Origin of the sequence: Variovorax sp. Varisp41 (assembly GCF_047325085.1) — a bacterium.
Lineage (GTDB): Bacteria > Pseudomonadota > Gammaproteobacteria > Burkholderiales > Burkholderiaceae_C > Variovorax.
Window position 1 is genome coordinate 1,552,897 of record NZ_CP168541.1, and the last position, 23,656, is coordinate 1,576,552.

The window sequence follows — 23,656 nt, forward strand, 5'->3', positions numbered from 1 at the left end:
ACGCGTGCCTCCGAGTACAGCACAAGGGGTTGGGCTGCTTGGACTGCTGCCGGTTTCAAAGACACCTTGTTAAGGTTGGACTGCTCCCGATCCGGTAGACAAACCCCTGCCTCAAGCCGAGGCGCGTTCGAACGCCTCGGGGCTGATGCCGCCCAGATGGCTGTGGCGGCGGGTTCGGTTGTAGAACGCCTCGATGTAATCGAAGACATCGGCGCGCGCTTGATCCCGGGTCTTGTAGATGCGCTTCTGGATGCGCTCCTTTTTCAGGCTGCTGAAGAAGGACTCGGCGACGGCGTTGTCCCAGCAGTTGCCCCGTCGGCTCATGCTCGGCTCGAGGTTGTGGGCTGCGCAGAAGCGCTTGAAGTCGTCGCTTCCATATTGGCTGCCCTGGTCGCTATGAACCAGGACCCGTTGCTGCGGTTTGCGGCGCCACACAGCCATCAGCAATGCGTCCAGTGCCAGCTCCCTGCCCAGCGTCGGCTTCATAGACCATCCCACGACCTTGCGGGCGTAGAGGTCCAGCACCACCGCCAGGTACAGCCAGCCTTGCCAGGTCCGGATGTAGGTGATGTCGGTGACCCACACCTTGTTGGGCACATCGACCGTGAATTCGCGCTGCAGATGGTTGGGCGCGATGATGGACGGGCGACCGGCAATGGCACGGAGCTTTTTGCAGCCTCGTATGGCTTTGATTTTGTGGCGCTGCATGGGCCGCTCCACACGATGCAGACCACAGCTCTCACCGGCTTCGCGGAGGTCGCCAAGGACGCGACGAGCACCATAGACACCATGGCTGGCGGCGTATGAGTGGCGGATGAGTTCCAGCAGCCGCGTATCGTCCTTGGCCCGGTCGGACACGGGGCATTGCAACCACGCATAAAAACCAGCCCGTGCCACCTGCAGAACCCCGCACATCATGGCCAGCGGGTATTCATGACGGTGCTCGTTCATGAAGCGGTACTTCACCCGGGCTCCCTGGCAAAGTACCGCGCGGCTTTTTTTTAGCAGGTCACGCTCCTCTTCGACTCGACGCATTTTGTGCGCGTAGCCGAAGGATCTCGCTCTTGGCTTCCAGCAGTTCCTTGGACTGTTGTTCTGATTTATCCGGCGCAACCGCCTTGACCCACTTGTACAGGCTATGGGCCGACACACCCAAGCGCGCTGCGACATCTGGCACTGAGTACCCGCGCTCGATGACCTGCTTGACCGCCTCTTCCTTGAATTCCGGCGTAAACCTCTGGGTGCTCATGGCACTCCCTCCTATGCTCAAAGGATAGGCGGGGTTTGTCTACCGGACCAGGGGCAGTCCACTTGCGCTTTGACCCACTCGGTGCACACGCCTGAAAGGTTGCTCTGCGCGCGACGCTGGCCAACTTGGGCCGCATATGCCCGATCATCCGCCAGTTGGGGGCAGGACTCCATGGAAATCAACAAGTCGCGCTCCAAGGCATACCGATTTGCATTGGTGAGCTTTTCGAGTAGTATTAGAGCACTCGATACAAAATCTTCGCTCTGCATTTACGCATGCGCTCCCTCATGTAGCGATGCCAGCAAGTACTCATGTTCGCCACCGAACTCCAGCCCCGCGCACGTCGAGAGGCGTTCTCGTGGAGCGCGCCCCCAGGGCGCGCTGCGCTCTATGAAGCCAGCATCGAGCAACTGCGCGCGAGCTTCACGTATGACGCCATGCTCGGTGAGAGTGTTCGGGCGCCGAAAGTCACGCTCGCGAATCATGGTGCTCGATTAATCTCGTTGGTCGAAGTCCTCCAGAGCGATCCCGCCGTGGTTACCTTCTACCGCCGAGGATGGTGTCCCAACTGCAAGCGGCAGTTGCGCGCACTCCGAGCGCGGCCGCCTAACCTGCTGCTTTTCGGCGCGCGCTTGCTAGCCATCTCGCCTCAACGCCTCGATGGCTCTTTGTCGGCGGGCTGGCGCAACGCGATCGGGTTCGACGTGTTGAGCGACATCGGCAATGCTGTCGCACGAAGCGTTGCAATTGTTCGTACGCTTTCCGAGCTCTTGCATGATGCTCTGCGCCCCAGCAACAAGGCGTTGTCGGACATCAAGAGCGATGAAGGCTGGGAGGTGCCTTTGCCGGCCACCTACGTCGTCGCGGGCGGCCGGCGGATCGCGATGGCCTTCGTAGGTATCGGCTATCGACATCGTCTCACTTCCGAATACCTCACGAACTCGCTGCGAGGGGTGCGGTCAAAGTGAATGGCAAGCCAGACAATCAGGCCCCGTTGCCGCGAAAAGGGTCGTTAGATGCGGTGTCGCCACGCGCGTCGCGACCACTGTTGATGGGTTTGATGTGGGCGGCTCTGACGGTCGCGATTTTCTCCGGTTGGTTCGTCGTGACGCGCTTCAGCGTGACGCGCGAGCTTCGCCTGTGGGATGTCACCGCCTTGCGGTACGGCATCGGCGCGCTCGTGCTGGCGCCTTCGCTTTTGCTGCGTGGACGACAGTTGCCGGCTGCCCGATGGCGCGAGGGTTTTCTGTACGCCTTTCTTTGGGGCGTACCTTTCGTGCTGCTAGTCGCTCTCGGCCTGCAGCAAACATCGGCGGCGCAGGCGGCGGCGGTCGCGCCGACGCTCATGCCGGTGTTCGCCGGCTTGCTGGCGTGGTGGTTCTTGAAGGAAAAGCCGGACCAAGTCCGCCTTTGGGGCTACGCGTCGATCGTGGCGGGCCTTGCCTGTATGCTGGCTTTCGGGGGCACGGCTTCCGGCGCGCCCAGTCTGGCCGGTATCGTCGCGCTGGTGTGCGCTGCCTCGATGTGGGCCATCTATACGGTGCTTTTTCGCCGCAGCAGCCTTTCTGCGGTCCAGTCGGCGGCGCTGATCTGCGTGTGGTCCGCGCTCGTCTTCATTCCTGTGTATCTGCTGTGCGGCCTCAGCCGGCTGGCGCTGGCCTCGTGGCCCGAGATCGCGCTTCAGGCCTTCTACCAGGGCATCCTCATGAGCGGCGTGGCGCTCGTGTCCTTCAACCGCTCCGTGGCGCTGCTCGGTCCCTCCGCCGCCACGGCGCTCATCGCCCTGATACCGGTGTCGGCACTGCTGCTCGGCATCCCCGTCCTGGGGGAGCTTCCTTCGATCGCGGAATGCATTGCGATGGCTGCGGTAGTTGCAGGCGTCTTCCTGGCCGCTCGCCCAGCGCGTTCGAATGCCCCGGCTTCTCCGGGCCCCCCACCCGCCACACCCATCCAAGGAGACCGTCCCGCATGATCCGTTTCTACTTCCATCCCACTCCCAATCCCGCGAAAGTCGCGCTCCTTCTCGAGGAGACCGGCCTTGCCTACGAGGCGATCCCGGTGGACACCAGCAAGGGCGAGCAGCATGCCGCGGCCTTCCGGGCCATCAACCCGAATGGAAAGGTGCCGGCGATCGTCGATACGCAAGGGCCCGGCGGCAGAGAGGCTCGCGTCTTCGATTCGACGGCGATCCTGCTCTACCTCGCAGAAAAGAGCGGCCAGTTGCTTGGTGCACCCGAGGATCGGCCGGAATTGCTGTCGTGGCTGATGTTCATTGCGTCGGGACTCGGACCGTTCTCGGGACAGGCAGTGCACTTTCAGCATGCGGCGCCCGAGGGGCTGGACTACGCGGTGAACCGGTATCGACGCGAAGCACAGCGGCACTACCAGGTGCTGGAAGACCATCTCGCGGGGCGCGACTATATCGTCGGTAACGGCTTCACCATCGCGGACATCTCAGCGTGGGGCTGGATCGACCGGGCTTCCCGCGTCCTCAAGACGCCGGAAGATCCGCTCGCGGCCTATCCCGCGCTCAAGCGCTGGTTCGCGAGCGTGGATGCCCGGTCTGCGGTGGCTCGTGCGCGTGCACTGTCCAAGAGCCATGTCTTCAAGTCCGTGAACGACGACGAGACCAAGCGGGCACTGTTCCCGTCCAACTATCCGGCCAACGCCTGAAGAACCATCGGAGCATTGAAATGGAATTAAAGAACAAGCGCGTGCTCGTCACCGGCGGTTCGAGCGGAATTGGCCTGGCCCTTTCGCAAGCGCTGCTTGCCCAGGGCGCTCGTGTATTCATCACCGGCCGGCGTCGCGAAGCGCTCGACAAGGCACTTGGCGTCCTCGGTTCGGCGAGCGGCGGATGCGCGGATGTCGCCACGCCCCAGGGGCGAGAGGCCACGCTGGCCCAGGCGCTGGCAGCCCTCGGTGGACTGGACATCCTCGTGAACAACGCCGGTGGCGTTCGTGCCGGACGGCTGGAGAATACCGCCGAGGCCGACATCGAGGCGATGGTCACCGTGGACCTGCTGGCGCCCATCCTGCTCACGCGCGCGGCGATGCCGGCGCTGCGCGCGAGCGGCGACGCGATGGTCGTGAACGTCGCCTCGGGCATCGCACTCGTCGGTGCACCGTTCTATGCCACCTATGCAGCGGTGAAATCCGGCTTGGCGCGTTTCGGCGAAGCCATGCGGCGCGAACTCAAGGGCGAACGAATCCACGTTCTGACGGCCTACCCGGGCGGAACCGACACACCGATGATGAAGACCAACCGAGCAGGTCCCGAGCTGGGCTTCTCGCGCGAACCCGCTTCGGCCGTGGCCGACGCCATCGTCGAGGGCATGATGTCGAACGCGCTCGAGGTCGTGCGAGGCGGCGAGGCCCGCGCGAAGATGATCGCGCTCAATCGCGACGACCCTGCAGCGGTCGACGCACGGTTTCTTTCGCTCAAGGCTGCGCTGGAGGAGTCGGTAAAAGACCACAGCGCACTGTGAGGGCATCGGCGCGACATGGTGCTTGCCGCGTACGAAGCCCGATCCTCGACGCATACCTTTCCATCACGAACACGAAACCTGCTGCTTGCTTATGGCACGTCCTCGCGAATTCGATGAATCCGCCGCGCTCGACGTGGCCATCCAGTGCTTCTGGTCGCGAGGCTACGAAGCAACCTCCGTGCGCGACTTGGCCGATGCGATGGGCATCTCCGGTCCGAGCCTCTACAACGCATTCGGCGACAAGCGCACTCTCTATCGGCGCGCACTCGATCACTATGTTGAGCGAGGCTTCTGTGACCGTGTGAGGCGCTTCGAGTCGCAGCTCGCACCGCTAGACGCGATCGGCGCCTTCTACGACGAGATCATCGAGCTGTCGCTCGCCGATCCGCAGCGAAAGGGCTGCCTGATCGTGAACTCGGCGCTCGAACTCGCACCGCACGACCCGGAGTTCCAGGCCGTCCTGGCCGACGTCCTGCGCGACATGGAGGGCTTCTTTCTTCGCTGCGTGAGGGCGGGGCAGGCGCTGAGGACGATCAATTCGGGCGTGCCCGCAGTGGACCTTGCGCGCATGTTGCTCAGCGTGCTGATGGGCTTGCGCGTTCTCGCGCGCTCCCGACCCGAGCCGGAACTGCTCCGAGGGCTGGTGCGGCCGGTGATGACCCTGCTGGAAGGCAACGAACGCGTTCAACCTAGGACCAAGCAATGATCGATTTCTACTACTGGCCGACCCCAATGGTCAAAAAATCACGATGTATCTCGAGGAGGCCGGCCTCGAAAGATCGATCCGATCTGCGCCGATTTCTTCGACTTTTTCTAGCGCCGACTCTCGATCGACATTGCAGTTCCTTTGGTTCAAATTTGATTCCGTCGACCGGTGATCAGACCGACAGGTGATTCAGCGTGGGCTAGCTGCTTGTTGTAGCGGCGGCCGAAACGGCTGGCGGTTAGAGGTCGAGTACCAGTGTCGGACTGCATGCTCGCGAGCAGCAGACCATCATTGTTCTGTTGCTCGCCCGCTCGGCATCGGTCAGGATCTCGTCGCGGTGGTCCGGCACGCCTTCGAGCACGCGGACCTCGCAGGCGCCGCAGATGCCTTGCCGGCACGAGTAGTCCACGTCCACGCCGGCCTCGAGCAATGCGTCGAGGGTGCTCACGTCCGGCCCCACGAGCACGCGTCGATTGCTCTTCGCGAGCCGGACCTCGAAGCTGCCCGCATCCGCGGGCAGTGCGGCGGCGCCGAAGCGTTCCATGTGCACGCGCGCCGGATCGAGATCCCGCGTTGCCTCGGCGAAGGCATCCAGCATGCCCGCGGGACCGCAGCAATAGAAATGCGCTCCGGGCTCCGCCTTCGCCACCAGCGTGGCCAGGTCGAGGCGTCCGGCGGTCTCGCTGTCGTGCAGGCAGACCCGGTCGCCCAGCTGTCGAAGCTCGCGCACGAAAGGGGCCGCCGCGGTACCGCGCGCGGCATAGTGCAGGCGCCAGGAACGGCCCGCGCGCTCGAGCGCACGCGCCATCGGAAGCAGCGGCGTGATGCCGATGCCTCCCGCGATCAGCACGGCGGGACCCGTGTCGTCGGCCAGGGCGAAATGATTGCGCGGCGCCGAGACCCGGATCACGTCGCCGACACGAAGCCGCTCGTGCACATGGGCGGATCCACCCTGGCCGGATGGCTCGCGCTTCACGGCCAGCACGTAGATGCCTTCGTCGCCACGCACGACGGAGTACGGGCGGGTCAGCCCATCGCGCAGGCGCACGTCGACATGGGAGCCCGGTGACGCCGGGGGGAGTTCCAGGCCATCGACGCCGCTCAGCTCCATGCTGAGCACGTCGGGCGATTCCAGGCGCATGGCGCTCACCTGAACCCGCAGGAGCTCGTCGGCCTGCGAGGGGATGTCGGTGGTCGTTTGCTGCATGTCCATTCGAGGCCGCATCGGATGCGGCCTCGTCATCCTTCCTCGTTACTGCTGCACGGCCAGGCCGGCTGCCTTGATCACCTTGCTGAACTTGGTGACGTCCTTCTCGAGCCACTTGCGCGCCTCGGCGGAGCCCACGAAGGTGGGCTGCACGTCGAGGTCGTTGAGCTTCTTCACGATCTCGGGGTCCTTCATCGTGGTCTGCAGCGCGGACTCGAGCTTGGCGATCACCGGTGCCGGCGTGCCCGCGGGCGCCGACAGGGTCACGAGCTGCTCGTTGTCGTCCATCTCCGCGTAGCCCTGCTCGCCCGTCGTGCCGACCTGGGGCATGGCCTTGAGCCGTTCATGGCGCTGCACGGCGATGTTGTGGATGCCGTTGCCCTCGAAGTTGCGCACGATGGTGCTGTAGGGCAGCGCGCAGGCCTGCACCTCGCCGGCCTTCAGCGCGGTGAGGGCCGGTGCCACGCCGTTGTAGGGCACGTGGATCACGTTGAGCGCGGTCCCGGTCTTCGTCTTGACCAGGCCCTTGAACATCTCGAGCTGGAGGTGGTTCAGCCCGCTCACGCCCGTCGTGCAGAAGCTCAGGCCACCGGGCCTTTCGTGCGACAGCTTCACCAGTTCGGGCAGGGTCTTGGCCTGCACCGACGCGTTGGTCGCGAACAGCGAGGTGTAGACGGCCACGCCACCCAGCGGGGCATAGTCCTTCAGCTGGTATTCGAAGTTCGGAACGATCAGGTTCAGGAAGCCGAAGGCCGAACCGGAGGCGATGAACAGCGTGTACCCGTCCGGCTTGGCCTGGGCGACGTAGCGCGCTCCCACGGCGCTGCCGGCGCCGGGGCGGTTCACCACCAGCACCGGCTGGCCGAGCAGGTCGCGCAGTTTCTCGGCGATGACGCGCGCCGTCGCATCGAGGCTGCCGCCGGGTGCGAAGGGCACGATGATGCTCACCGGCTGCTTGGGGTAATCGGTCTCGGCCGCCTGGCTCTGCGCGAGGCCGAGGCTGAAGAGGCCGGCCAGAACAATGGAACGGATCAGCGCTCGCGCGCCGGACCGGGCATGGGGGGATTTCATCGTGGGTCTCCTGGTGTTTGGCATGTAGGGGCGGGGCAGCGGGGCGTGGACGCCTCTTGTGCTGCCGTTGTTTGCAACCGGCTCAGGCCGCGGCGGCTGGCAGATCCTTGGGACGCGCGGTGCCCATGAGCTCGTCGGACTCGGTGGGATCGAGACTTTCGGGCAGAACCGTCTGGGTGGCGCGAACGCCGTAGAGGTACGGGTGGTCGGGTCCGACGGGCCGCTGGCCGTCCACGCAGGCGCGCGCTGCCTCCATGAGCGAGCGGCGCATCGCGACCACGGCACGGTCGCTGCTCCCCAGGTGCTCCCGGGTGCGGTCCACGATGGGACCTGCCGACTCCGACACCATCGCGTCCTGCGCGCGGATGCCCGCGATGCCCGTGAAGGAGACAGTCTTCTGCTGCTGCCGATCGATCAGGTAGTCGTTGTCCAGCCGCTCGGTGGGACGCGTGGTGCCGGGAATCACCCGGCGGTGCGCATAGTCGCCGTTGCGCCAGGCCGTGAGCTCCTTCTCCTCCAGCGGACGGTCCGGCCGGAAGGTGGCGCACAGCACCCAGCAGCGCTCGTCGTTCATCGGCACCCACATGCGCACCAGCCGGGCTTCGGCGGGGTGCGGCGGAATCATCGTGTAGAACGGCAGCAGGAACTGGTTCACGCGCCAGTAGCGCTGGCTTTCGTCGACGCGACGGCCATTGCAGGCCAGGAAGCCGGAAGGCGTCGGCACGATCTTCCACAGCGGCGCCTTGTCGTTCTTGAAGAAGCGCCCCGTCAGCGCGCGGTCGTCGTCGTGGGTCTTGTCGACGAGGCTGTGCAGGAAGCCCACGTGCGCGCTGTCGAGCTCTCCTTCCATGGCTTGCGCATAGTTGCAATCCTGTTCCCAGCGCGAAACGTAGACGTGCGAGGAAGGCAGTCCGAGCCACTCGAAGTCGGGCAGTGGCGGCATCTTGTCGGGCTCGCCCATGTAGACCCAGAGCACGCCGCCGGCGATGCGCGCCGGGTAGGCGCGCGCGCGCACCTTGCATCGCATGGGGCTGTCGGATGCCTCGGTCGGCATGTCGAGGCATTCGCCATCGACGCCGAACTTCCAGCCGTGGTAGACGCAGCGAACACCGCCTTCCTCGTTGCGTCCGAAGAAGAGGCTGGCGCCGCGGTGCGGGCAGTGCTGGTCTAGCACGCCGACCCGGCCTTCGGTGTCGCGGAACACCACGAGTGCTTCGCCGAGCAGTTGCAGGCGCACCGGCGCCTCGTCGGCGGCCGGCACTTCGGCCTCGGTCATGGCCGGTGTCCAGAAGCAGCGCATCAGTTGGCCCATGGGGGTGTCGGGGCCGGTGCGGGTCAGGAGGTCGTTGTTTTCTTTGCTGAGCATGGTTCGCGTGGGGTTGTCTTGGAGTGGAGGAAGTCAGTCCGCGGGATCGGCGTCGAGGCTGTCGTCACCCATCCGCGGCAGGTTCTCGATCAGCTGGTGCAGGTCCGCGCGCAATCGCTTGACCTGCGCCGCGCTCATGCCGTGGGTCAGGCGCGTTTCGCGCTGCAGCGAGGTGCTGTAGAGCTCCTGCGAGAGCGAGCGCCCGGTTTCGGTCAGGCTGATCGTCATCTCCCGCCCATGCCGGGCGAGAACGACCAGGCCCTGCTGGCTCAGGACCTGGAGGCTTCGGCTGGCCGCAGCCTTGTCGACATCGGCGGCGGCGGCCACGAACGCGGCGCTGCATTCGTGCTCGACGCCCAGCGCCAGCAGCAGCCGGTATTCGGTGGTCCCGATGTCCCAGCGCTGCATGTAGTAGCTCGAAGCGCTGCGGCTCAATCGCACGGACAGGCTCGTGACCAGCCAGCCGATGAAGTCGGTGGCGAGCCCGGGCACCGGCCGTCCCACGACGGGGTCATGGCCGTCGTGTCTGCGCTCCTGCGTCCTGGCGGGAGGGCTGGCGCGCTGGGCGCGCCGAGGTGCGGAAGGCGTTTTCTTGGCCGGCATGGTGAGTTCGGAAGCTTGCGAAACGCTAATTGTTGATCTATCAACGTTGATGTGTCAACAATGAATTCGGCAGACCCCCGATGCACGTGTTGGCGCTGCTCAGTCGGCCGTGGCCCCGGTCGCCTTGATCACGGGCGCCCACTTGAGGATGTCGCCGCGGATCCGCTGGTCGTACTCCTGCGGCGAGGAGCCCACGGGGTCGAGGCCCATCGTCAGCAGGCGGTCGGCGAAGGCCTTTGTCCGCACCGATCGCGCGATGTCGGAACTGATCCTGGCGATGACGGCGGAGGGCGTGCCCGCGGGCGCGACCAGGCCGACGCTGCTGGTGGCCGAGACATCGGGAACCGTCTCCGCGACCACGGGGATGTCGGGCACGCTGGCTGGCCGCTTCGGGCTGAACAGGGCGATCGGCTTGAGCTTGCCGGCCTTGATGAGCGCCTCGCTGGCGTAGTACGTGTCCATCAACAGGGGCACCTGCCCGCCCATTACGTCCTGCTGCGCGGGAGCGCCTCCGCGGTAGGGGACATGCACGATGTTCACGCCGGTCCTGGACTTGAGAAGCTCCATCACGAGGTGATGGGCCGTGCCGCTGCCGGGACTGGCATAGCTGAGCTTGCCGGGATCCTTGCGCGCGAGTTCGAGCACCTCCTGCAGGTTGTTGGCCGGCAGCGATGGATTGGCCACGAGGATGATGTGCTGCACGCCGATCTCCGAGATGGGCAGCAGATCCTTCAGGGTGTCGTAGGGAAGGTTCGGGCGCAGCGTGGGATTGATGGCATGCGAGGACACCACGATCCCGAGGGTGTAGCCGTCGGGCTGTGCCTTCGCCACCGTGTTGGTTGCCAGCACGGTCCCGGCCCCCGGCCTGTTGTCCGCGATGACCGGCTGTCTCCAGAGTTCGCCGAGGTGCTGGCCGACCAGCCGGCCCTGCGAGTCGGTGGACCCTCCCGGCGGAAAGGGAATGATCAGCCGGACGGGATGATTGGGCCAGGGGTCCTGCGCACGGGCTGCCCAGGGGCCGAACGCCAGCGGCAGCAGGAAGAGCGCAGAGCGGCTTCTGTATTTCATGGGGGTCTGTCTCCTGTGAATGTTCTGTCTCTTGCTCGGCAAGGCGCCATCCATCCAAGCATCCGGTCCCGGTCCGTCTCGGCCCGAAACCGCGCCTTGATACTTGCATTATGAAAATAAAAAACCAAGCCCGCAATCGGTGTTTGGCATCCCAGGACGGACTGGCGAGGCGGTCCAGGGCGATCGCGCTCGACCGGATCGCTGCGCTATCCTCGGAAACCCTTGCTCAAGCAGCTCGCGCTGGCAGTCATGGCCTCAAAGAAGAAGCTTCCCCTGGAGAACTGGATCTCCTACCGTTTCGGCCTGGTGGCCTCTCGCGTCGGCGCGGTGATGGCCGCCAAGTACGTCGAACAGCACCAGCTCACGATGCCGGCCTGGCGCTCGTTGGCCGTGATCGCTCGCTATGGGCCTCTTTCGGCGGGCGAACTGGGCGCCAAGACCTCCTCGGATCCCTATCGGGTGGTGCGTTCAATCGATCTGCTGGTGAAGCGGGGCCTGATCACGCGCGAAGCGGACCCCGCCGACCGCCGGCGCGCCAGCCTTCAACTGACCCCGCGTGGCCGCTCGATCTACGACGAGATCGAGCAGGGCGCGATGACCAACGAATTCTTCCTGCGCGCGGGGCTGACCAGCCAGGAAGTGCGCAGCCTCGAGAGCATCCTGGAACGCATCGATGCGCAGGTGGCGGCGCTCGCGCAAGGCGTGCTGGCCACGAGGCAAGGCGAAGACGATTGAAGGGCCCGCGCTCGCGCCATGCGGGCACGACGCATCGTTTTTCGCGGGCATAAGCCGACTTGCGAGGCGACATAATCATTTGCATAATGCAATTAATTGATCCCGATCACGGGGTCGAGGCAATGTCGCCAGCGTCCATTTCGCAAGCCCTCATCCATGAACGACACCGCGTCTCCTCGTCAGCAACCGATCGCTTTTCTCGGCAAGCGCCAGCAGGGCGGTGGCTATGGCAAGCAACCCGGGCGTTCCGACGACTTCCTGACCTTGGTGGAGCCGGGAACGCCGTGCGGGGAGCTGATGCGCCGCTATTGGCATCCGGTCGGGATCTCGGCCAAGGTCACGAGCGATCCGGCGAAGGTGCAGATCCTGGGGGAGGACCTGATCCTCTTTCGTGATGGCAAGGGTCGCGCGGGATTGCTGCACGAGCATTGCGCGCACCGTGGCAGCTCGCTGTACTACGGCAAGGTGGAGGACGAAGGGATCCGCTGCTGCTATCACGGGTGGCTGTTCGCCGTGGACGGCGCATGCGTCGAGCAGCCGTGCGAGCCCGGCGGCGGACAGCATCGCGACAAGTGCCGGCAGCCCTGGTATCCGGTGGAGGAGCGCTACGGCCTGGTGTTCGCCTACATGGGGCCGCTCGACGCGATGCCCCCCTTGCCGCACTATGACGTCCTGGAGGAGCTGGGCCCGGACGAGGAACTGCAGCAGGAGGATAAGAGCTTCTACATCGGCGGCGGCACAACGGCCGAGAACCCCGTGGCGCCCTACAGCTGGCTGCAGAACTTCGAGAACGTGATGGATCCCTTCCATGTCGTGATCCTTCACTCCCGCTTCAGCGGCGTGCAGTTCCGGCAGCAGATGGCCGTCATGCCGAATGTCGAGTGGGAATTGTGCGACCACGGCGTGATGTATCGCTCGGTCCGCCAGACCGAGTCGGGCGTGCTCACGCGCATCACGCAAACCCTTCTTCCGAACGTGCGCATCGTTCCCTCGATCGAGCTCACGCCCGGCAAGGGTCGCGAGGTGGCGTGGCTGGTTCCCGTCGACAGCCATCACCACCGCTCGTTCGGCGTGGCCAGGGTGCCGAAGAACGAGGAACCGCTCTATTCACGCCGCTCGCGGATGGCGACGCACGAGGGCAAGACGTGGTGGGAGATGAGCGAGCAGGAGCACAAGCAGTTTCCCGACGACTATGAAGCGCAGTCCAGCCAGGGAAGCATCCCCGCCCACAGCGACGAGCACCTCGCGACGAGCGACAAGGGCGTCGTGATGCTGAGGAGGCTCCTGACCCGGCAGATCCGCGCGATCCAGGAAGGCGCCGTTCCCGAGGGCACCGGGCCCGAGTCGCAACGAGTGATCGTGCGAGCGGGTAACTACTTCGAGTGAGGTTCGAGGCGACGACGGCATGGCCGCGTCGCTCTGGGCCTCGTTCGCCCGCATTGCAACAGCCGATGAGCAAAGATCATGATGAATGGAAACAACGAGAACTCCCGGATCGCCATCGTTGGCGCGGGGCTGATCGGCCGCGCGTGGGCGGTCGTATTCGCGCGATCGGGCTTCGACGTGTGCCTCTACGACATGTCGGCGCAGGCCTTGAAGGATTGCGAACAAGCGGTCCTAGAAAGCCTCGAGGACCTGAATGGCTATGGTCTTCTTGAGGAGAGCCCGGAGGCGATCGTCCGAAGGATTTCGACCACCACTTCCTTGCTGGAGGCCGTGAACGGAGCGATCTTCGTGCAGGAGAACGTTAGAGAGACGCTGGAGACGAAGAGGCAGATCTTCTCGGAGTTGGACCAACTGGTGGCGCCGGGCGTCCCCATCGCGAGTTCGACCTCGTGGATTCCGTCTTCGCGATTCACCGAGGATCTGTTGCATCGTGATCGTTGCCTCGTCGGGCACCCGATCAATCCGCCCCATGTCGTTCCTCTCGTGGAAGTCTGTCCAGCCCCCTGGACCTCGCGCGAGGCGGTCGAGTGCGCGCAGCGTATCTACCGGGCTGCCGGACAGTCGCCGGTGCTCCTGCGCCAGGAGATCGAAGGTTTTCTCGTCAACCGTGTTCAGGGCGCGGTGCTCAACGAAATGATGTCGCTGCACGAGCAGGGGTATGCCTCGGTGGAAGATCTCGATGCGGTGATGCGGGATGGGCTGGGCATGCGGTGGGCGTTCATGGGGCCATTTGAAACCATCGACCTGAATGCGCCTGGCGGTCTGCTCGACTACGCGGATCGGTTCGGGCCGACCTACCAGCGCGTCGCTCGGGAAAGCATACCGTTCGATTGGAATGCCGAGGCTCTCGGGCTGATGGAGGCAGAGCGCCGCGACCGGTTGCCGCTATCGCGGATTACGGAGCGATCGGGGTGGCGGGACCGCTGCCTGATGCAACTCGCGGCGCAGAAGCGAAAGTTCGTCGCCGACGGCGCGGACTGACGCGGTCCGGCGCGCCGTGGCGATATTGAACGAGTGGCAGTGTCGACGCCCATGCGCATCAAGGCACTGCTACTGACACGGGCGCCGTGCCCAGGGGCCGGCCGCCAGGGCCGGCAGCGAAGCTTAGCCAGGGCGTGACCGGCACTTGGCCGACGCCGAGTTTGTCCCAGTCGCACACGCTGTCTGGGAAGACGATTGCCAGCCGCGCCTTCTGATCATCGGTGAACCGCGCGCCGCCATCGGTAGCGTCGCCGAGGTCCAAGGGCTTCACCTGACACTTGTAGATGCTCTCGGCGCGTGGGCCGCCAGCCACCTGGCGCGGCGACGACTGCTGCTTCACGGGCAGGCCGCGTCTTCGACGCCGATGGTGGTGGCGAGGTCGGCGGCGTTGGCGCTGTACGTCTGCGAAACTTGCCGCAGGCCAGTCGATGGCCCGCCATCGCTCTGTCGGGCTTTGGCCGGCCCGAAGACATGGAGCGGTCAAAGGCAGAGGGATTGAAGTCGTGTAGTCGAGGCAAACACCGTTACGAAAGGCGCGATCAAGCCCAGGCGCTGCAAGGCGCGCGGATCTTGAGGATCTTCGCGTCACGGTAGTGCTGCGCTGCGCCGGTCTCCTCGATGAAGCCCATGCAGCCATGCACCTGCATGCCTAGCGAGGTGATCTCCAGGCTCATCTCGGTGCCGTAGCCGCTTGACCAGCGACATCATGAATCGGAAAAGGCCTGGTTGTGTTTGCGCGCGCCGACATCGGGATGGTGCCGCGCGGTTTCCTGGGCCGCGGCGTCCACGATGGCATTGCACGGCTGCCTTCGGTGTAGGCACGTATGGTCATCAGCGTGCGTTTCACGTCGGAGTTAGGGATGATCGCCGCGCTCGCATCGATCGAGTGGCCGACTGGATAGCAGGGTGGCTGTTCCCCTACGTACTGACGCTTTCACCGCCCACCGGGCTGGAGCGCAGATTTCAGCAGTCAGCTTCCACGGGAGCCAACACCTCATGGAGCACAAAGAAGCAAACGGCCCAGAAACACATGGATGCTAGGTTACGACCGCCTATGGCGGAGGGGCGAGCCCTGAGGGAACCGAAGGCTCACGCTTCGGTTTACGCATGCCTCCGAGTACAGAACAAGAATTTGCTCTTCTAGATCCGGCCTGCGCCTGTCGGCATCCTTTCCGACATCCGTGGCGAAGGCCGCCGACTATGCTTTTCCAACAGGTTGGAAGTCTTGACTCGGAAGTTCGATTCCAACTTCGCCCTTATCCGCCCCATCCGAAATGTCTTTGATGAACTCACCGTCCTTCCATTCGTTCGTTCTGAGAAAACAGCCAAAGATGCCCGCTTTAAGCGGTGGCGGGCGCGATGCGCTGTCGCATTCCGAGCGTTATCAGGAATGGGAATTTCACTATAGTCTTATGCCGGTGCCGGTGCCGGTGCCGGCGCGCGCCGCCTTCTTCGGCACCGCGCAAATCCATCGTGAGGGCAAACGTCATTGTGAGCTGCCGATCTTCGAACCGCGTGCAATGCGCTCGCCTCGATCGACCTGTTGCGCGAGCAATGCCTCGCGTGGATCGAGAACTGCCCGGTTGTGGCGAATCAGCCGGCGACTTCCGCGAACTGAGCCATGGACTGAATATCCTGGGTGAAATGGGCCGCGTTCGTCGCCTCGGTCGGCGCCGTTTAGCTGGTTGCATCGAATGCGAAGGACTAGCGCAATACTGGGTTCTGGGTATTTCTCGCGAGTAACGCCCTTTAGGTTATCTGGGACCTATATTCACACGCTTGGGCGCTTATTGCGCTCCAGGTTTGCCTGGCCGCCATGAATCTGCGCGGCCTCCAAAAGACTGAGAGTGCTTCGCAGAGTTGATCGGCGAGGGACACGGGCCGGAAAATGGCCTCGTCGGGAGAACACCCCCAGCGTCTTCGTTCGAGCAACGCTTAGCCATATGGAAAGCACAAGGGCACCTATGGGTTCTGCCCGTTACTAGGATCGCGCCTTCGAGAACCAGATCTGCGCAGTGGCACTTCTGAATTTTGGTTACCCTTGCTTTCGGATGCCCCAACAGCTCGACTTACGATTGAACACAGCTCAATGGAGCTGCTTCGCGCCGCCGAGATCGCTGGCTCCTGCACTTCCGCCCTTCTCTTCAACGTTGCTTGAATGACTACCTCCGAGATCTTCCTCGTCGCGATGTTGATCATCTTCTCGGTGCCGTACCTCGTTTGGCGCCTGGGGCGTACCGAGTACTTCGCACCTCTCGTCGTGGTGCAGATCATTGCTGGGATCGTGTTGGGGCCGGGCGTGCTGGGCACGGCGCTTCCGGACTACTACATGTTCGTCTTCAACGGGCCGGTGATCCAGTCGCTCAACGCCATCGCCCAATGGGCCGTCATGATGTTCGTCTGGATCGCGGGCATCGAGCTCGACTTGCGCAAGGCTTGGGTGCACCGCCGAGAAAGCGGCATCACGGCAGGCTTGGCGCTCGGCGTGCCGTTGGCCTTCGGTGCCGTGGCAGCGCTTGCCTTGCTGCCCTACCCGGGCTGGATGGGCGCCCGTGGCACGTCCTGGCAGTTCGTGCTGGGCATCGGCATGTCGTGCGCAGTGACGGCCCTGCCCATCCTGATCCTGCTAATGGAGAAGCTGCAGATCCTGCGTCAGCCGATAGGCCAGCGCATCCTGCGCTACGCGAGCCTGGACGACATCGCCATCTGGGGCGTCTTGGCGCTGATCCTCATGGACTGGGAACGGGTCGGCAGGCAGGCGGGCTTCCTGGCAGTCTTCGCCGTTGCTTCGATCCTGTTCCGCCGGCTGATGATCCGCGTCCCGGAGCGCGATCGCTGGTACGCCGGGCTGATCTGGCTGGCAGCCTGTGGGCTCGGCGCCGACTGGTCGGGCCTGCACTATATGGTGGGTGCCTTTATCGCCGGCGCAGTGATGGACGCGGACTGGTTTGACCAGCAGCAGATGGACTGGCTGCGTCACAACGTGCTGTTGGTGATCATGCCGGTGTTCTTCCTGAGCACCGGCCTGCGAACCAATTGGCAGGTTGGTGGCGCCGCGGTCTTCCTCGTGGCGGCAATGCTGCTGGTTGCTTCGGTGGCCGGAAAACTGATCGGGCTTCGCCTGGCCGGGCGGCTGCTGCGCTGGCAACCGGGCGAAGCTTCCCTGATCGGGTGGCTGCTGCAGACCAAAGCCCTCATCATGATCATCTTCGCCAACGTGCTGCTGGACAAGGCGATCATCACCAACGCGACGTTCACGGCGCTGCTGATCATGGCGGTGGCAAGCACGATGCTGACTGTGCCGGTCGCGTCGCCAAAGCTGCAGCGCATGAGAGAGCTTGTCCTGCGCTCACGCTGAATCGAGATTTTAGGCGACGATCGCTGCTCTCCAGGGCGCTCGAGGTGCTGACACAGCAACGTCTACGCTGTCCTCTGAACACCGCCGTGTAGACCATTGGTACGTGCGACGTCCAGAAAACCAGCTCTGTATGTCTTTTGACATTCAAGAAGCGCGTAAACGCGCGCATAGTGCATGGCTTTGTCCGTTACTCACATTACGGATTTTCCTTCGAAAGAATCGGGGAAAATTGACGGGTCATGTGGGCGATAGCCCTGAGAATACAATCCATGGAAATTCCTGAGAAGCCGTCTTTTACATCCACAAGCGTTCGTGCGGAAGGAGGTCCGAACGAGTTTCGAGACCACAAAGACGACATTTTCTTTGCCGCAATCGAGACGACGCGGATGCCAATGCTGGTGACTGACCCGCGGCAAGAAGACAATCCAATTGTCTTTGCCAACAGGGCATTTGTCGCCATGGTTGGCTATTCCATGGAAGAAATCATCGGCAATAACTGCCGATTCTTGCAGGGCGCGGCTACCGATCGCGCATCGGTTGCTGCCATTCGGGAAGCAGTTCTTGCGCGCAAGCAGATCAATATCGAGATATTGAACTATCGCAAGGACGGGACCAGCTTTTGGAATGCGCTCTTCATCTCTCCTGTATACGATCCGACTGGTCAGCTGATTTACTTCTTTGCCTCGCAGCTCGATGTCAGCCGCAGACGAGACGCCGAGGATGCGTTGGCGCAGGCACAAAAGATGGAGGCGCTTGGTCAGCTCACCGGCGGCATCTCGCACGATTTCAACAACCTTCTGCAGGTCATGTCAGGCCACCTGGATATTCTTGCCGTGAGGCTGGACAAGGGCGCGTTGGATGAGCAGAGCATGCGTCTCGGCGTCGAGAATCTGAGGTCGGCCATCTCGAAGGCTTCGAATCTGACGCAGCAGTTGCTCGCTTTCTCTCGCCGTCAACGTCTGCGCGGTCGGGTCGTCAGCCTGAATGCGGTCGCGCGCGGCATGTCCGAACTCGCTGCGCGAACGCTCGGTGAGTCGATCAGAATCGACTTCGACCTGGCTGACGATGCGGGGAACATCGAGATCGACACGACACAGCTCGAAGTGGCGATTCTCAACGTGCTGGTGAACTCGCGAGATGCAATGCCCAATGGTGGCACGATCACCTTGCGGACGCGGCAGGTGGTCGTCGCCTCGAATGCCGGCACAGGGCCGGACATTCTGGCGCCCGGGACTTACGCATCTCTGTGCGTGTCCGATGAGGGTGAAGGGATCGATCCGGCGATGTTGCCGAGGGTCATGGACCCGTTCTTCACGACCAAGGCAGAAGGCAAGGGCACCGGGCTTGGCTTGTCGATGGTCTACGGTTTCGTGAAGCAGTCTGGTGGTGCCACGTCGATCGAATCGAAGATCGGCTCGGGCACGACGATTTGCATGTACTTTCCGACCGCCGCTTCCGCGCTTTCGGTCGACATCACTTCGCCTACGCGTTCGACGATGCGTGGCGGAGATGAAACGATCCTCCTCGTCGAGGATCGCGAGGAGGTCGCAGCGGTTGCACAGGGTATGTTGGAAGGCCTTGGGTACACGGTCCACATCGCGGAGGATGGGGAGTCGGCGCTGAAAAAAGTCGAAGAAATCGGCGCAGATCAGATCGACCTGTTGTTCAGCGACGTGATGATGCCTGGCAAGATGAACGGGTACATGCTCGCCAGAGAAATACAGAAGGTGTCGCCTTCAATGCGGATCCTTCTTACCAGTGGATTCGACCGCGACCTGAGCTCGTATGAGGCGGCTGCGCCGTCGGAGTTTGAACTCATCAAGAAGCCGTACCGGCTCCTCGATTTGGCTCGGCGTGTGCGCGATGTGCTTGACGGACCGACCGGCGTCGGCCCGGCGAAATAGGGGAACGGACGAGCTCGACCAGTCTTCGTTGTTCGTCTGCATGATGCCGATTTCGTTGCTCAAGGTGCTGGCATCAAGTGCCCTCCCGCTCAGGATCGACGGCGCGTCGAACGCTTAGACGGTATCGAAACTCGTGTGTGCGGGGCTGATAGAGGCCGACTTCCATTTCGCTTCCGGGCGTTCTGACCTCTACCGTGGAGACCTCGACGCGACCGTCACTGCAATCACCCCCGCCGGGCGTGAGTTGCTTGCAAGCCTCCAGGGTTCGTGGCGAAGCAAAAGGCCGCGCCGTTCCTGACGTCTTACCGGTCCCATGGGCCAGCGTGTTGAGTCTGGAGAAGGCGAGCACGCGCCAAGGTATTTTCGGGCAAGTCTCTGACACGAAATTCGGCTCAACCCTTTAGCATCGCCGCTACGGGCAGAAAAACTGCTACTTCAGCAGTAACCCCAGGAGAAGGAGGAGACATGGCTCGATTCGATGAAGGCCTGTTTGCCGCTTGGGCGGCATCGGAGACGACGATCCACGATCTGCTGCGTCAACTTGGGCCGGACGCCCCTATAGGCCTGTTGGACGAAGTTGCAGCCCTCAAGCTTGAGGCTAATAAGCGATTCATGGACTTATGGTCCGCTGGAATCCTCGCCTCAGCGGACGGTCCGGTCCGCGTTCATCACTGACCAACCCGCAGAGAGCGGGCCGCTGCCAAAATAGCACCGGCCTTCGCCTCTTCCCGCATCCGTGGTGTCGAGATCGGCTAAGCCAATCGGGTGTGACGCGTTCTCCTAGGAGCTTTCATCGATGGGGTCGTTCAACAAGCGTTATGACGCCTGGGCCGAAGCTGAGGCCAAAGTCTATGAAGCCATGGACAGGCATGGCCCGCTCGGCCACGACGAGGTTGATCACCTTCGCGAGCTTGCCAATCAGCTGCTGGCGGAACTATGGGGTGAGACAAACCCCCCTGTTCTGCCTGAACCCACTGACGGCGGCAAGCGTGAGGGCTTTTGAGTGCGCGCCGGCCCTTCGCGCAGGTGGGCTGACTGTGGCTGATGCTTACCCGAGCGCATCGTGGACGGCGTCGCCTTTGGTCAGTTGAACTGGCCAGGCCGCCGGAGCGCGAGCGATGGAGCGGGTCCTTTGTGAGGGCGCTGCGTTGGGCTGGAAGTGAGTTGCACCTCCGCCGTGGGCACCGGCGAGGGGGCACTCGGACGGTCGCGCGAGACGTGAACGGCGCTAGGGCAGCAAACGACTCGGCTCGCTATGATTTGCGCGAGGGGAGTTTGGGACCTGCAATCGAGGTGTCAGCGATGCGCAAACTTTTGACAGTCGAAGACTCTTTTCAGATTTCCGGACGCGGGTTGGTCGTCGTTCCCTGCCCGAAAATTGACGAGTACGCTGGGCCAGACGCGCCTCAGGTCGAACTGCGTCTGCCCGACGGGGAAGTCGCCACGGCGACGCTCAGGATCGAGCGTTCTTTTTTCTCTCCGCCACTTGTCGAGCCTCGCTGGACCTGCGTCCTGCCGAGCGCGTCGAAGGCTGACGTTCCAGTCGGCACCGAGATCTGGCTTCCGAAGCGATTTCGTCCGGACTCGGCCACGGGCGCGAGCATCTGAGAAGCGCTCGCAACGAGGGACTGCAGTAGCGCGGGGGCTCTGATGCGAACCCCGCATTGCATACCGAGTCGTGCTCCTCTTGATCGAGGCGAGAGGATGGGCGGTCCTGGTGCGAGTAACGATGGGGAACCTTCCGCTCGGGGTGCGTCGCTCTTAGAGGCTGAGAGCGCTGCATGCGGTGACTTCCTACATCACACACTGACCTAGCTCTTTTAGATTCTCGCCTCGCCAATTTGACTCAGAAGGATGCGAATGGCGGGCGGGATGTTTGAGAAGCTGTTCGGAGCGTGGACCGCTGCGGAGGCGGATCTGTACGAGGCTCTGGATCAGTGGCCATCGGAGCACTCCACCGAGTGGGAGGAAAAGTTCAGTCTGATGAAGGCTATAGCCGATGAGAGGTACGCCGCGCTCGTTGGCGCACGGACCTCGGTCTCGCCCACTTTCAACGTGGGTCGTGGCAACTTGGGCGCAGTTCCGTCGGATCGCGATGATCGGTCGCCTGGCAGACCGGAGTTCAATGATGCCGAATCCCTTTCTCGCGCAACGCTATGCTGAGTGGGCAGTTGCCGAAGCGGCCGTCATCGAGGCCCAGAACGATCCTGGCGGTGTCGATGCGGAAGCGTTGGCGCCGTTGAAAGCCGATCGGGGAGGCTGTGGGTGGCGCTTTGGTCGGAACAAAACGAGAGCGCGGCCAGCGACCCATCCCCTCAATGAAACTGGCATCTGGGCTCGAGCGCGAGAGATCCTACGAGATGAACCGCCCTGAGATTCGCTGCTCGCGCCGCCCCCGCCTGATCACGGGAGCAGGCGGCGCTCCTCACCAAAGCCTGCGCCATAGGTCGCCCCGCTGGTCCTTGTGTCGGTCGAGGGCATCGCTCCTTGTGGAGCCTGATTTCCATCAGCTCGCCCCGCGGCGGAAGGCAGGCGTTTGCATCTCGTCCAAGGCTTTGCGCCCGGCCGGGGTGATCGCGGTAACGGTCGCGGTCTGCGCGCTGCTGCGCCGGAGAGCCCCTTGGTCGTCGGGGTCAAACTGAGCTTCGACCAGCCCGGCGAACACCAGTTTCGAGAGAAGGCGAAGTTCTCCGCCATCCGTGATCACGCAGGGGACTGAGCGCTTTGCAATTAACGAAAGAAGATGGAGGGCCATCGGAGACGTAGGCATGAAGTTTTCGACGGGGCAAAAGTGTCGAATGGTCTCCGGCTCAACCTTGTAGGCAAACTCCGCGACGCGTTACGCGTACCCCTGGCCTAGCCTCTTTGGGCTGGCTGCTCACTCGTCCGGCGTCGTCGTGAGAGCTCGAAGTGTGTGCAGCCGCTCGGCCGCGTTCGTGAACGCGGCCTCGATGTCCGCTCCTGTCGGTATTGGATACCCAGCAGGAGGGGTGAGCGCCACCCGGAGCCGCTCGCAGGCCGCCGCCCAGGCAACTATAGCGATGGCCCTTCTTTTGGAAAGAGCATGCTGGAATTTTAGAGATCTGTTCTATGTCTTTTCATATAGAGCAGGTCAGTCCGCTGAGCACGAAAAGTCAAGCTTGTCCGACACGTCTCAAAAGGCGCAAGTCCTACATTTCCCACGCTGCGGCTCCTGCCGTAGCACCTTGCTGTAAACCTCAGCCCGGCCGCGTGCCGGGCTCTTTTTTGGGCGCAACGCTCGATTGGGACCTGCTGGGCAACTGGGTCTTGAAAGTTTCCGCAGCCGCTCCTAGATTGATCATCGTCGAAGTTTTGGTCAACCGAAAAGGAGGCTTCTATGACCATGAACTTGCTGCGGCAGATCGCGAGTTCCCGCCTGCCGGTCTCGTTCTATCGAACCGAAGACATCGATGAAGTACGGATCCTCAGGGCGGCCGGACTCGTCGTGGCGCTGATCCCTGCACCCTCCAATCCGCTCACGCTTTCGGGTGACGGTCTGGCTGCCCAGGTACTGGCGGTCACGCAGAAGGGGCGGGAAGAACTGGCCAAGCTCGATTACCCCGAAGCTCCTCCACCCCTGTGGCGGAAACGCATGCCGCGAATTTTCACGAAGCATCGGTGGCCCCCGCGGCCACCTAGTGCGCGGGCCGCGCCAACCAGGATGCAGTAGAGCACTGGCGATCCGCAGCCCAAAGGGCTCGCGTCCAAGGCGCTCGCGTTTGAAGACTGGTCACGGATAAGGTAGTGGCACGGCAGGCTCGGAGCGCCCAGGGCGGGCCGGAGAGCACGCATCACGAGCCAGCTTCTGACGGTTGGCGCGCGTGCCGCACGGGAAGATAGAGGCAGGCAGCCCCTCCGCCACCTAGCGGTGACCGTGATCCAGTCCGCCAACAAGGCGTACCGTTGGCGCATGGCGGAGCTCACGCCCGACGGGAAATGGTTCGCGGTTGACGAGCAGCGGGACTCCGAGAAGACCTACGGCGCAGCCATGGCGGCTGGCCTGGTGCAACTGCAGGGGATGATCGAAGACCTTGCGGTCGGGCCGCGCGAAGAGGATCCGGAAGCGCCACCGCGCAAGCGGAAGGGGCGGGCTGTTCGGCTCCGGGTTCGGAGTGCCGCGAGCGTAAAAAAGCCTGCACAGGACAGTCCGAAACAGTCCAAATGGTGTGAATAGCTCCGCAGTTTTTTCATCGACCGTCGGCATTGAGGCCGCCGCCCACGTCAGCATGTGAACACAGCGTAAAGCCGGGCCCCCCGGGCTGCTAGGCCGGCGCAATCACGCAGCACGGCTGGCGGCTCGTTGCGATTGGAGGCGCCGATAGTGCTGTCTGCCCTACGCGTAGCAATCGCGCTTAAGCTCCGGATAGCTTTTTTTGCCTCTTGAATCTCTGTGCTGAATCGCTATGTCACTCACCGGAAGCGCTGGAGACGCCTCCGGCGCTCCGTTCAACAC

23 protein-coding genes and 1 pseudogene are annotated in these 23,656 nt (G+C 63.3%); 15 read left to right on the forward strand and 9 right to left on the reverse strand.

The window, feature by feature from the left end; translation table 11 throughout:
* Window positions 1-111: 111 nt before the first annotated feature.
* Window positions 112-1,249 (reverse strand): IS3 family transposase gene (locus ACEN9J_RS38520; RefSeq protein WP_413765040.1). Its coding sequence is split into 2 segments (ribosomal slippage): window positions 112-1,035 and window positions 1,037-1,249, totalling 1,137 coding nucleotides; the frame shifts between segments, so codons are not numbered across the junction.
* A gap of 311 nt (window positions 1,250-1,560) precedes the next feature.
* Between ACEN9J_RS38520 and ACEN9J_RS38525 the strand changes: the two genes are divergently transcribed.
* From ACEN9J_RS38525 to ACEN9J_RS38545, 5 genes are all read left to right on the forward strand, one after another.
* Window positions 1,561-2,217: a peroxiredoxin-like family protein gene (locus ACEN9J_RS38525; protein WP_413765041.1), complete on the forward strand. Its 657-nt coding sequence runs from the start codon at window positions 1,561-1,563 to the stop codon at window positions 2,215-2,217.
* A gap of 92 nt (window positions 2,218-2,309) precedes the next feature.
* Window positions 2,310-3,221: a DMT family transporter gene (locus ACEN9J_RS38530; protein ID WP_413765042.1), complete on the forward strand. Its 912-nt coding sequence runs from the start codon at window positions 2,310-2,312 to the stop codon at window positions 3,219-3,221.
* Entirely contained in the window at window positions 3,218-3,922 is a 705-nt protein-coding gene (locus ACEN9J_RS38535) for a glutathione S-transferase family protein (protein ID WP_296723188.1), read from the forward strand. Before ACEN9J_RS38530 ends, ACEN9J_RS38535 begins: the two co-directional genes overlap by 4 nt.
* A 20-nt stretch (window positions 3,923-3,942) precedes the next feature.
* On the forward strand, window positions 3,943-4,737 hold the full coding sequence (locus ACEN9J_RS38540; RefSeq protein WP_261211672.1) for an SDR family NAD(P)-dependent oxidoreductase: 795 nt from the start codon (window positions 3,943-3,945) through the stop codon (window positions 4,735-4,737).
* 91 nt (window positions 4,738-4,828) lie between these two features.
* Window positions 4,829-5,443, forward strand: coding sequence for a TetR/AcrR family transcriptional regulator (locus ACEN9J_RS38545; RefSeq protein ID WP_296723183.1), 615 nt, complete (start codon window positions 4,829-4,831; stop codon window positions 5,441-5,443).
* 238 nt (window positions 5,444-5,681) lie between these two features.
* On the opposite strand, the gene ACEN9J_RS38550 is transcribed toward ACEN9J_RS38545, so the two are convergent.
* The 5 genes from ACEN9J_RS38550 to ACEN9J_RS38570 all read right to left on the reverse strand — a co-directional run bounded on the left by ACEN9J_RS38550 (window position 5,682) and on the right by ACEN9J_RS38570 (window position 10,758).
* A complete protein-coding gene (locus tag ACEN9J_RS38550; RefSeq protein WP_413765043.1) occupies window positions 5,682-6,650 on the reverse strand; it encodes a PDR/VanB family oxidoreductase in 969 nt (322 codons plus the stop codon).
* A 45-nt stretch (window positions 6,651-6,695) separates the two neighbouring features.
* A complete protein-coding gene (locus ACEN9J_RS38555) occupies window positions 6,696-7,721 on the reverse strand; it encodes a Bug family tripartite tricarboxylate transporter substrate binding protein (RefSeq protein WP_413765044.1) in 1,026 nt (341 codons plus the stop codon).
* An 82-nt stretch (window positions 7,722-7,803) separates the two neighbouring features.
* Window positions 7,804-9,087, reverse strand: a complete 1,284-nt coding sequence (locus ACEN9J_RS38560) for a Rieske 2Fe-2S domain-containing protein (protein ID WP_261205983.1) — start codon at window positions 9,085-9,087, stop codon at window positions 7,804-7,806.
* Between the two features lie 33 nt (window positions 9,088-9,120).
* Window positions 9,121-9,690: a MarR family winged helix-turn-helix transcriptional regulator gene (locus ACEN9J_RS38565; protein WP_172705342.1), complete on the reverse strand. Its 570-nt coding sequence runs from the start codon at window positions 9,688-9,690 to the stop codon at window positions 9,121-9,123.
* A gap of 99 nt (window positions 9,691-9,789) precedes the next feature.
* Window positions 9,790-10,758, reverse strand: coding sequence for a Bug family tripartite tricarboxylate transporter substrate binding protein (locus ACEN9J_RS38570; RefSeq protein ID WP_296723173.1), 969 nt, complete (start codon window positions 10,756-10,758; stop codon window positions 9,790-9,792).
* 222 nt (window positions 10,759-10,980) lie between these two features.
* Here ACEN9J_RS38570 and ACEN9J_RS38575 point away from each other — a divergent pair, with 222 nt between their 5' ends.
* The 3 genes from ACEN9J_RS38575 (at window position 10,981) to ACEN9J_RS38585 (ending at window position 13,920) form a co-directional block, all read left to right on the forward strand.
* Window positions 10,981-11,493, forward strand: a complete 513-nt coding sequence (locus tag ACEN9J_RS38575; protein ID WP_413765045.1) for a MarR family winged helix-turn-helix transcriptional regulator — start codon at window positions 10,981-10,983, stop codon at window positions 11,491-11,493.
* Between the two features lie 156 nt (window positions 11,494-11,649).
* Window positions 11,650-12,879, forward strand: coding sequence for a Rieske 2Fe-2S domain-containing protein (locus ACEN9J_RS38580; protein WP_413765046.1), 1,230 nt, complete (start codon window positions 11,650-11,652; stop codon window positions 12,877-12,879).
* Window positions 12,880-12,957: 78 nt separating this feature from the next.
* A complete protein-coding gene (locus tag ACEN9J_RS38585; RefSeq protein ID WP_413765047.1) occupies window positions 12,958-13,920 on the forward strand; it encodes a 3-hydroxyacyl-CoA dehydrogenase in 963 nt (320 codons plus the stop codon).
* A 58-nt stretch (window positions 13,921-13,978) separates the two neighbouring features.
* Here ACEN9J_RS38585 and ACEN9J_RS38590 read toward each other — a convergent pair whose 3' ends face one another.
* Window positions 13,979-14,260, reverse strand: coding sequence for a DUF6351 family protein (locus ACEN9J_RS38590; protein WP_296723165.1), 282 nt, complete (start codon window positions 14,258-14,260; stop codon window positions 13,979-13,981).
* A gap of 226 nt (window positions 14,261-14,486) precedes the next feature.
* Window positions 14,487-14,818, reverse strand: a pseudogene (locus tag ACEN9J_RS38595) (acyl-CoA dehydrogenase family protein); the annotation flags it as partial.
* A 1,260-nt stretch (window positions 14,819-16,078) separates the two neighbouring features.
* Here ACEN9J_RS38595 and ACEN9J_RS38600 point away from each other — a divergent pair.
* The 5 genes from ACEN9J_RS38600 to ACEN9J_RS38620 all read left to right on the forward strand — a co-directional run bounded on the left by ACEN9J_RS38600 (window position 16,079) and on the right by ACEN9J_RS38620 (window position 20,790).
* Window positions 16,079-17,278, forward strand: coding sequence for a cation:proton antiporter (locus ACEN9J_RS38600; RefSeq protein ID WP_413765048.1), 1,200 nt, complete (start codon window positions 16,079-16,081; stop codon window positions 17,276-17,278).
* A 269-nt stretch (window positions 17,279-17,547) separates the two neighbouring features.
* Window positions 17,548-19,182, forward strand: a complete 1,635-nt coding sequence (locus ACEN9J_RS38605) for a histidine kinase famiy protein (RefSeq protein ID WP_296723159.1) — start codon at window positions 17,548-17,550, stop codon at window positions 19,180-19,182.
* 465 nt (window positions 19,183-19,647) lie between these two features.
* The gene (locus ACEN9J_RS38610) at window positions 19,648-19,857 is read left to right on the forward strand and encodes a hypothetical protein (RefSeq protein WP_296723158.1); all 210 of its coding nucleotides are present in this window, start codon (window positions 19,648-19,650) and stop codon (window positions 19,855-19,857) included.
* Window positions 19,858-19,978: 121 nt separating this feature from the next.
* The gene (locus tag ACEN9J_RS38615) at window positions 19,979-20,185 is read left to right on the forward strand and encodes a hypothetical protein (protein WP_296723157.1); all 207 of its coding nucleotides are present in this window, start codon (window positions 19,979-19,981) and stop codon (window positions 20,183-20,185) included.
* A 299-nt stretch (window positions 20,186-20,484) separates the two neighbouring features.
* Window positions 20,485-20,790, forward strand: a complete 306-nt coding sequence (locus tag ACEN9J_RS38620) for a hypothetical protein (RefSeq protein ID WP_413765049.1) — start codon at window positions 20,485-20,487, stop codon at window positions 20,788-20,790.
* A gap of 898 nt (window positions 20,791-21,688) precedes the next feature.
* Here ACEN9J_RS38620 and ACEN9J_RS38625 read toward each other — a convergent pair.
* On the reverse strand, window positions 21,689-21,937 hold the full coding sequence (locus ACEN9J_RS38625) for a hypothetical protein (protein ID WP_413765050.1): 249 nt from the start codon (window positions 21,935-21,937) through the stop codon (window positions 21,689-21,691).
* A 603-nt stretch (window positions 21,938-22,540) separates the two neighbouring features.
* Between ACEN9J_RS38625 and ACEN9J_RS38630 the strand changes: the two genes are divergently transcribed.
* Window positions 22,541-22,873, forward strand: a complete 333-nt coding sequence (locus tag ACEN9J_RS38630; RefSeq protein ID WP_413765051.1) for a hypothetical protein — start codon at window positions 22,541-22,543, stop codon at window positions 22,871-22,873.
* Between the two features lie 198 nt (window positions 22,874-23,071).
* On the forward strand, window positions 23,072-23,377 hold the full coding sequence (locus ACEN9J_RS38635) for a hypothetical protein (RefSeq protein ID WP_413765052.1): 306 nt from the start codon (window positions 23,072-23,074) through the stop codon (window positions 23,375-23,377).
* Window positions 23,378-23,656: the final 279 nt, after the last annotated feature.

Bases quoted from the DNA above. Each gene is read 5' to 3' on its own strand.
- ACEN9J_RS38580 (WP_413765046.1), top strand. From the start codon at position 11,650: ATGAACGACACCGCGTCTCCTCGTCAGCAACCGATCGCTTTTCTCGGC.
- ACEN9J_RS38555 (WP_413765044.1), bottom strand. From the start codon at position 7,721: ATGAAATCCCCCCATGCCCGGTCCGGCGCGCGAGCGCTGATCCGTTCC.
- ACEN9J_RS38525 (WP_413765041.1), top strand. From the start codon at position 1,561: ATGTTCGCCACCGAACTCCAGCCCCGCGCACGTCGAGAGGCGTTCTCG.
- ACEN9J_RS38630 (WP_413765051.1), top strand. From the start codon at position 22,541: ATGACCATGAACTTGCTGCGGCAGATCGCGAGTTCCCGCCTGCCGGTC.
- ACEN9J_RS38605 (WP_296723159.1), top strand. From the start codon at position 17,548: ATGGAAATTCCTGAGAAGCCGTCTTTTACATCCACAAGCGTTCGTGCG.
- ACEN9J_RS38600 (WP_413765048.1), top strand. From the start codon at position 16,079: ATGACTACCTCCGAGATCTTCCTCGTCGCGATGTTGATCATCTTCTCG.
- ACEN9J_RS38585 (WP_413765047.1), top strand. From the start codon at position 12,958: ATGATGAATGGAAACAACGAGAACTCCCGGATCGCCATCGTTGGCGCG.
- ACEN9J_RS38615 (WP_296723157.1), top strand. From the start codon at position 19,979: ATGGGGTCGTTCAACAAGCGTTATGACGCCTGGGCCGAAGCTGAGGCC.
- ACEN9J_RS38570 (WP_296723173.1), bottom strand. From the start codon at position 10,758: ATGAAATACAGAAGCCGCTCTGCGCTCTTCCTGCTGCCGCTGGCGTTC.
- ACEN9J_RS38545 (WP_296723183.1), top strand. From the start codon at position 4,829: ATGGCACGTCCTCGCGAATTCGATGAATCCGCCGCGCTCGACGTGGCC.
- ACEN9J_RS38540 (WP_261211672.1), top strand. From the start codon at position 3,943: ATGGAATTAAAGAACAAGCGCGTGCTCGTCACCGGCGGTTCGAGCGGA.
- ACEN9J_RS38610 (WP_296723158.1), top strand. From the start codon at position 19,648: ATGGCTCGATTCGATGAAGGCCTGTTTGCCGCTTGGGCGGCATCGGAG.
- ACEN9J_RS38620 (WP_413765049.1), top strand. From the start codon at position 20,485: ATGCGCAAACTTTTGACAGTCGAAGACTCTTTTCAGATTTCCGGACGC.
- ACEN9J_RS38565 (WP_172705342.1), bottom strand. From the start codon at position 9,690: ATGCCGGCCAAGAAAACGCCTTCCGCACCTCGGCGCGCCCAGCGCGCC.
- ACEN9J_RS38550 (WP_413765043.1), bottom strand. From the start codon at position 6,650: ATGCAGCAAACGACCACCGACATCCCCTCGCAGGCCGACGAGCTCCTG.
- ACEN9J_RS38535 (WP_296723188.1), top strand. From the start codon at position 3,218: ATGATCCGTTTCTACTTCCATCCCACTCCCAATCCCGCGAAAGTCGCG.
- ACEN9J_RS38560 (WP_261205983.1), bottom strand. From the start codon at position 9,087: ATGCTCAGCAAAGAAAACAACGACCTCCTGACCCGCACCGGCCCCGAC.
- ACEN9J_RS38625 (WP_413765050.1), bottom strand. From the start codon at position 21,937: ATGGCCCTCCATCTTCTTTCGTTAATTGCAAAGCGCTCAGTCCCCTGC.
- ACEN9J_RS38530 (WP_413765042.1), top strand. From the start codon at position 2,310: ATGTGGGCGGCTCTGACGGTCGCGATTTTCTCCGGTTGGTTCGTCGTG.